Source organism: Streptomyces sp. NPDC002835 (assembly GCF_053591995.1).
This window is the reverse complement of record NZ_JBSFUW010000003.1, coordinates 292,844-299,196: the sequence shown is the minus strand read 5'-3', so window position 1 is coordinate 299,196 and position 6,353 is coordinate 292,844. Positions and strand designations below refer to the sequence as shown.

Sequence of the window (6,353 nt, the reverse complement as noted above, 5' to 3'; positions counted from 1 at the left end):
GGCGGATCTTCCGCCGGAGCCGCTGCAGCCCGAACCGCATGACGGACATCGCCGCCGCGGTCCTCACCCTGGAGAGGCAACGCTGAAAAGGCTCAATGAGCCGGCAAGCCGCTGCCCACCGGGCCACGCGCCCCGGCGGGCGGTCCGGTGGGGCGGGGAACGCGGTCCCCCGCGGCCGTGGCGCCGCCCCGGCGCGGTGTTCCGGTCGAACAATATCTGTGCCCATGAAATGAGAAATAGCCGAGACCCCTGATGAGGTTTTCTGGGACAACAGGCGGAGCGTAATCACGCGTCACGCACCGCAGAACGCGGCGTGCTACTGTCGACATCAGTTGCAGTTGTGGTTCCCAGAACTTCAAGCACCCTCACCGGCTTCGGTGCCAACGAGAGTGCTTTTGTATTTCCGGTCTTTTTCCGGGCAGGGCAATCATCGCGGCGACACGGCTTCCGCACAGTGCGGGACCCGATGCACTGCCCCGAAGGAGATTTACATATGGCTACTGGCACCGTGAAGTGGTTCAACGCGGAAAAGGGTTTCGGCTTCATCGAGCAGGACGGTGGCGGCGCTGACGTGTTCGCCCACTACTCGAACATCGCCGCTCAGGGCTTCCGCGAGCTGCTCGAAGGCCAGAAGGTGAGCTTCGACATCGCGCAGGGCCAGAAGGGCCCGACGGCGGAGAACATCGTTCCCGCCTGACGCTCACGCGCACAGTACGAGCTGGGGCCCGCACCTTGGGTGCGGGCCCCAGCTCGTTGCAGTACAGGGCAGAGTCCCTTATGTCTCGCCGTGGCGATTTCCCCGGCGGCATGAAGTCGAGAGCTCCGCGGCCGCGCACTGCGGCGGCTGCTCTCCGCAAGGCTCCGGACCGTGAGTCCGTCCAGAGCTCCCCGTACGCGTCACGCCGGTCGCACCGGCTCGCGTCACCTGTTTTCAGCGTCTCGGCCGTGAGAATTTCCCGCCGGCCGGATCCGCTTTCGCATTTTGGCCCGTTCTTGCGATTCTCTCTGCCGTTCGTTCTGCAGGAATTCCTTGAGACGTGCCGCTTCGAGGAAGGTTCTGCATGAACCGCACACGTACGAACGACCGTTTCAGCCGCACCCGTTCCGCCGGCTCCTCCGGTTCCTACGCCGGCAAGGGCGGCAGCCGCTCCGGCGCCCCCGCCGCCAACCGCTCCCGCACTCCGGGCCGTTCGGGTGGCTACGGGCGCCGTCCCGCCGCTCCGCAGGGCGAGTTCGCCCTGCCGAAGACGATCACTCCCGCGCTGCCCGCCGTCGAGGCGTTCGCCGATCTCGACATGCCGGCGCCGCTGCTGGCCGCGCTCGCCGCCGAAGGCGTGACCGTGCCGTTCCCGATCCAGGCCGCGACGCTGCCGAACTCGCTCGCGGTCCGCGACGTGCTCGGCCGCGGGCGCACCGGCTCCGGCAAGACCCTGGCGTTCGGCCTGGCGCTGCTGGCCCGTACGGCCGGCCGGCGCGCCGAGCCGCGACAGCCGCTGGCCCTGGTGCTCGTACCGACCCGGGAGCTGGCGCAGCAGGTCACCGACGCGCTCACCCCGTACGCCCGCGCCGTGCGACTGCGGCTGACCACGGTGGTCGGCGGAATGTCGATCGGCCGGCAGGCCGGTGCGCTCCGCGGTGGTGCCGAGGTCGTCGTCGCGACGCCGGGCCGGCTGAAGGACCTGATCGAGCGCGGCGACTGCCGCCTGGACCAGGTCGACATCACCGTCCTCGACGAGGCCGACCAGATGGCCGACATGGGCTTCATGCCGCAGGTCACGGCGCTGCTGGACCAGGTGCGTCCCGGAGGCCAGCGGATGCTGTTCTCCGCCACCCTGGACCGCAACGTCGACCTCCTGGTCCGCCGCTACCTGACCGACCCGGTGGTCCACTCCGTCGACCCGTCCGCGGGCGCGGTCACCACGATGGAGCACCACGTGCTCCACGTGCGCGGGGCGGACAAGCACCAGACGACGACCGAGATCGCGGCCCGCGAGGGTCGCGTGATCATGTTCCTGGACACCAAGCACGCCGTCGACAAGCTCACCGTCCACCTGCTGAGCAACGGCGTACGCGCCGCCGCCCTGCACGGCGGGAAGTCGCAGCCGCAGCGCAACCGGACGCTGTCCCAGTTCAAGACGGGCCATGTGACCGTGCTGGTCGCGACGAACGTCGCGGCACGCGGCATCCACGTCGACAACCTCGACCTCGTGGTCAACGTGGACCCGCCCAGCGACCACAAGGACTACATCCACCGCGGCGGCCGTACGGCCCGCGCCGGCGAGTCCGGTCTCGTCGTCACCCTGGTGACGCCCGACCAGCGCCGCGACATGACCCGTCTCATGTCCGACGCCGGGATCGTCCCCCACACCACGCAGGTCCGCTCGGGCGAGGACGAGCTGAGCCGCATCACCGGTGCGCGGACCCCGTCGGGCGTCCCGGTCGTCATCACGGCGCCGGTGACCGAGCGCCCCAAGCGCGGCGCCTCGGCCCGCCGCGGCCGCAGCTCCAGGAGCGGCCGGAACGGCCAGGTGGCCCGCCGTACGGCCCAGCCGCAGTCGGCCTTCGACGCGGCGGCCTAGCAGTATCGGATCGCGACCCCCCTTCGCAGGAGGCACCTTTGACACCGGTTCAGACGAAGCCGCGCCCGGCGGACTCCGCCGCCGGGACCGTGGTGGACGCCATGGACGCGCCCGGACCGCAGGTCTGGGACGACATGACGGTGGAGGTGGCGCTGTCCGTCATGGACAGCGCCCGCTCGGTGCACCTGCTCGTCAGCGACGAGGACGGCCGGTGCACGGGCCTGATCACCCGGACCCGGCTCGCCGCCCTCCGCGACAGCTCCGGCTACACGGACCGGATGCGGCTGCGGGACGTCGTCGGCGACACGGGGCCGTTCCCTTCACTCCTGACCACGGTGGCAGAGGCTGAGCACGCGATGCGGTACCGGCGGCTCAGGGCCGTGCCCGTCGTGGACGAGCACGGCTGCGCCGTGGGCGTCCTCAACCTCTCCCGCTGATCTGCCCTCTCCCCAGGGCCGGACCTCTTCCACTCCCCTTGGAGGCACCATGCGCTGCGTCATCGCCCGTTTCCCGTTCGACCTCTCCAAGAGCGGGGTGCTGGCGTCGATGAAGGGCGTCAGGCCCGAACCGATCACGGGTGACTCCGTGATCATCGGCCGCCGCCACTACCCCGTGATGCAGGTCGGCGAAGTCATCACCCGGCAGGACCGCCGCGACTTCACCCCCGGCGAAGTCATCAGGGCAGTGACCCGCCTCGGCTTCACGTGCCGCAGCCAGCCCGTGGAAGCGCCCCCGCGCTCCCTCACTCCGCTCGAGGAGGCCTCGGCCCTGCTCGGCACCTCCCCCGCCGTGTGACCGGCGGGACCGCCGGGCGGAACCGGGCTCCGGACGTGTACGCCGCGTAGGCGAGGTACGGCTCCGGAGCAGACCAGGCGCACCGACAGCAGCACCCGCAGGACCAGTACATGAACGCGGCGAGGGCCCGACCGGCACATTCCGGTCGGGCCCTCGCCGCGTTCATGCGTCCGGTCGGTACGGCCGCCGGTGCCTGGAGCGCGGCGGCCGTACGGGTCAGTGGTCGGAGTAACTGAAGTCGCCGACGGTCCAGCCGCTGACGTCCTCGATCGCGACGCGGTACATCCCGCCCGTCTCGGGGATACCGACGCTGCCCTGCAGGATCCGGGCGACGTGGAAGTGCAGATGTGTGGGCGGCTCCCCGCGACCGGGCCGGCCCGCGGCCCGCTCGGCGGAGAAGACGCCGGAGAACGGGCGGAGGCGCTCGGAATCCCTCAGGACCTCCGACACGCGCTCCCGCCACACGGCTTCGGGCGCCAGCCGTCCGGTGATGACGGCGCCGCCGATGACCACGGTCAGGGACATCTGATTGCTCTGCTCGGACTCCACCTTGGCGGCGATGTCAACGAGGAGTTCGTCAGCGTTCGACATGAGAGCCGATTCTATTCAGTGGCGGGCCGGTCGTGGGGCGTACACCAGGCGCAAGCGAGACGCGGCGGCCACTGCCCGCCGACCGCGACCGCCGGACCGAGCGGACCGCCGGTGACCTCCCGGACTTCCCCGGCCGGCGCCTCTCCGTCACCGCCCATGGATTCCATCTCCGACGATCGACCGAAATCTATGCTCGCCAAGGTAGACATTGATCCGTCACACGGCTAACGTTTCTTCCGTAGACGAAGTCGGAGAGAGACCCGGCAGAGACGAACTGGCGGGTAGCAGTACGTGATTGGCATGACGGTGCGACTGCAGAGTTCCGAAGCCACGTGGTTCGAAGGACGGCGACGGGACTGGCAGGCGCAACGGGCGGCCCGCAGGACAAGGGGCTGCCGACAGCAACACCAGCAGTCCGCATGACACCGCCGGCACCCAGTGGCCGGTCCGACCGAGGAATGGAGGAAGCAGACGCCATCAGGATCGCCCGGGCAGCGAAGTCTCGGCCCGGGTACCGCAAGACCCCGGATTGGAAGGTGGTCCCCGGTCACGCATCCGCGATCCCCGCACTCCCGCCCTGTCCCGGGCGGGTCGGCGGAAACAGCAGGTCGGCACCGCAGTACAGCCGACAGATGGTGTTGAATTTCCTTCGGGGCCCTGGTGCCGTACGGCACCAGGGCCCCTCGACGCGTTGCTCAAAGAGGTGGGAATGACAGCAGACACTCCGCTCAGTGGTCGCCTGGACGACGACGACTACCCCGCGTACACCATGGGGCGTGCCGCCGAGATGCTCGGCACGACGCCCGGCTTTCTCCGCGCCATCGGTGAGGCCCGCCTCATCACCCCGCTCCGCTCGGAGGGCGGGCACCGGCGGTACTCCCGCTACCAGCTCCGGATCGCGGCCCGCGCCCGCGAACTCGTCGACCAGGGCATGCCGGTCGAGGCCGCCTGCCGCATCGTCATCCTCGAGGACCAGCTCGAGGAGGCTCAGCGCATCAACGCGGAGTTCCGCCGCGCGGCAGCCGAAAAGCCCGCCGACTCCGCGTGATCACGCCCGGTGCGGGGGCACGGCGACCCGGTGCGGTGATATGGCGGCAGGGCGGCCGCGACGGCGCCGGGGCGTCGCGGAGCCCGGTCGTCACCGACTCACGCGGGGCCGGTCACTGCCCGTTTCGATGAGGATCTGCTCCGCCGCGGTGACGTTGCCGGCGCGCACGGCTTCGGCCATGGCTGCGTGCGCCGCCTCCGGTGTGGCGTCCGGCGGGATCACCAGCAGGGCGAAGTGGTCCCTCTCGCCCCGGCTGACGAGGACGGTGCCGTCACCGACCGGCGAGGAGTCGATGTGCACGACCCGGCCCTCGACGGTCAGCCGGGTGGGCAGGTCCTCCCAGGCACTCGCGTCCAGTCCGACCCGGGTGACCGGTCCCAGGTACTCGGTCAGCGCGATGATCAGCGAAGGCAGCTCGGCGCCGATGTCCCGCGACCGCGGCCACCACGCGCCGTCCAGGACTCCCTCGCGGGCGTGTGTCGTCTCCAGCCTCAGCAGGGCCGTCCCTGGCCTCATGGAGTGGTGGATCTCGTCGGGAAGCAGCCCCGCGGCGACGGGGATGTCGGAGTCGGCCATGATGTCCACCCGTCTGCGGGACCGGTGGCCCGCCCTGTGAAGTGGCCTTGTCGTCCCACGGTACTCTGCGCCGACGGCCCCGGCGGGGCCCGCGGACCGCACCGGAAAGGGCCGACCGCGTACGCCCTGCGGGGGCCGTGACCGGAGTACGCTGAAGAGGCCGGGAGCATTTCGCACGCCGACTCTCATGTCGGCGTCGTTCTCGGCGAGCAGCGACACCGGGATGTCCCAGACACCCCCGAGACGGGTCCCGTCATGACCGTGACCACCGACCGTCCGATCCCCGACGAACGCCCCGCCTCACCACCGGTGCGGCTCTCCCTGGCCCCGGCAGGTTCACCGCGGGGACTCCTGGACGGGGCCTGGTGGCCCCGCTCCCGCGATCTTCTGCGTGAGCTCCCCGCCCTGATCGACCTGTTGGACGTGCGCTGGGGCCGGATCACCCGTGTCACGGTGAATCCCGCCCACTGGCCCGTGATCCCCCGCAAGGTGCCGCTGGCGAAGCACACGGTGCACATCGGCTGGTTCGCGGCGGAGCAGGACCCGCACAAGCTGATCCTGCTCTCCTACACCCTGGGCCGGTGGGACCTGCTGGTCATCCCGCCGGAGACCGACGAGGCAGCGGCCGCCCGGCTGATGTCCGCGGCATCCGTCACCGGGCTGCTCACCGCCAGTGCGTTGATGGCCCAGGAGGCCGAGAACCCGGGCGCCGGACTCGTCGGCCCTGCCCGGTTGGGTTGACCGCCGAGGACGGGAGCCGGACG

General features: G+C 70.6%; 8 protein-coding genes and 1 pseudogene. 7 read left to right on the top strand and 2 right to left on the bottom strand.

Annotated features, from left to right (window positions below; translation table 11 throughout):
• The 5 genes and pseudogenes from ACWD01_RS05595 to ACWD01_RS05575 all read left to right on the top strand — a co-directional run.
• A pseudogene (locus tag ACWD01_RS05595) lies at positions 1 to 86 on the top strand (IS5/IS1182 family transposase); the annotation flags it as partial.
• A 407-nt stretch (positions 87 to 493) separates the two neighbouring features.
• Complete coding sequence (locus tag ACWD01_RS05590) at positions 494 to 697, top strand: cold-shock protein (protein ID WP_004986771.1); 204 nt, start codon at positions 494 to 496, stop codon at positions 695 to 697.
• Between the two features lie 364 nt (positions 698 to 1,061).
• Complete coding sequence (locus tag ACWD01_RS05585) at positions 1,062 to 2,579, top strand: DEAD/DEAH box helicase (protein WP_451158354.1); 1,518 nt, start codon at positions 1,062 to 1,064, stop codon at positions 2,577 to 2,579.
• A 38-nt stretch (positions 2,580 to 2,617) separates the two neighbouring features.
• Positions 2,618 to 3,016, top strand: a complete 399-nt coding sequence (locus ACWD01_RS05580) for a CBS domain-containing protein (protein WP_451158352.1) — start codon at positions 2,618 to 2,620, stop codon at positions 3,014 to 3,016.
• A 49-nt stretch (positions 3,017 to 3,065) separates the two neighbouring features.
• Positions 3,066 to 3,374, top strand: coding sequence for an SCO5918 family protein (locus ACWD01_RS05575; RefSeq protein WP_451158350.1), 309 nt, complete (start codon positions 3,066 to 3,068; stop codon positions 3,372 to 3,374).
• 216 nt (positions 3,375 to 3,590) lie between these two features.
• Here the strand turns inward: ACWD01_RS05575 and ACWD01_RS05570 are convergent, their stop codons facing one another.
• Complete coding sequence (locus ACWD01_RS05570; protein WP_451158348.1) at positions 3,591 to 3,965, bottom strand: hypothetical protein; 375 nt, start codon at positions 3,963 to 3,965, stop codon at positions 3,591 to 3,593.
• A 709-nt stretch (positions 3,966 to 4,674) separates the two neighbouring features.
• Between ACWD01_RS05570 and ACWD01_RS05565 the strand changes: the two genes are divergently transcribed.
• Positions 4,675 to 5,013 (top strand): helix-turn-helix domain-containing protein, encoded by a 339-nt coding sequence (locus ACWD01_RS05565; protein ID WP_451158346.1) that lies wholly within the window; start codon positions 4,675 to 4,677, stop codon positions 5,011 to 5,013.
• 90 nt (positions 5,014 to 5,103) lie between these two features.
• Here ACWD01_RS05565 and ACWD01_RS05560 read toward each other — a convergent pair whose 3' ends face one another.
• Positions 5,104 to 5,589 (bottom strand): DUF5994 family protein, encoded by a 486-nt coding sequence (locus tag ACWD01_RS05560; RefSeq protein WP_451158344.1) that lies wholly within the window; start codon positions 5,587 to 5,589, stop codon positions 5,104 to 5,106.
• A 255-nt stretch (positions 5,590 to 5,844) separates the two neighbouring features.
• On the opposite strand from ACWD01_RS05560, the gene ACWD01_RS05555 reads away from it, so the two are divergent.
• On the top strand, positions 5,845 to 6,330 hold the full coding sequence (locus tag ACWD01_RS05555; protein ID WP_451158342.1) for a DUF5994 family protein: 486 nt from the start codon (positions 5,845 to 5,847) through the stop codon (positions 6,328 to 6,330).
• Positions 6,331 to 6,353: the final 23 nt, after the last annotated feature.

Excerpts from the sequence above, each read along its gene's own strand:
- ACWD01_RS05575 (WP_451158350.1), top strand. The coding sequence starts at position 3,066 with ATGCGCTGCGTCATCGCCCGTTTCCCGTTCGACCTCTCCAAGAGCGGG.
- ACWD01_RS05590 (WP_004986771.1), top strand. The coding sequence starts at position 494 with ATGGCTACTGGCACCGTGAAGTGGTTCAACGCGGAAAAGGGTTTCGGC.
- ACWD01_RS05585 (WP_451158354.1), top strand. The coding sequence starts at position 1,062 with ATGAACCGCACACGTACGAACGACCGTTTCAGCCGCACCCGTTCCGCC.
- ACWD01_RS05570 (WP_451158348.1), bottom strand. The coding sequence starts at position 3,965 with ATGTCGAACGCTGACGAACTCCTCGTTGACATCGCCGCCAAGGTGGAG.
- ACWD01_RS05560 (WP_451158344.1), bottom strand. The coding sequence starts at position 5,589 with ATGGCCGACTCCGACATCCCCGTCGCCGCGGGGCTGCTTCCCGACGAG.
- ACWD01_RS05565 (WP_451158346.1), top strand. The coding sequence starts at position 4,675 with ATGACAGCAGACACTCCGCTCAGTGGTCGCCTGGACGACGACGACTAC.
- ACWD01_RS05555 (WP_451158342.1), top strand. The coding sequence starts at position 5,845 with ATGACCGTGACCACCGACCGTCCGATCCCCGACGAACGCCCCGCCTCA.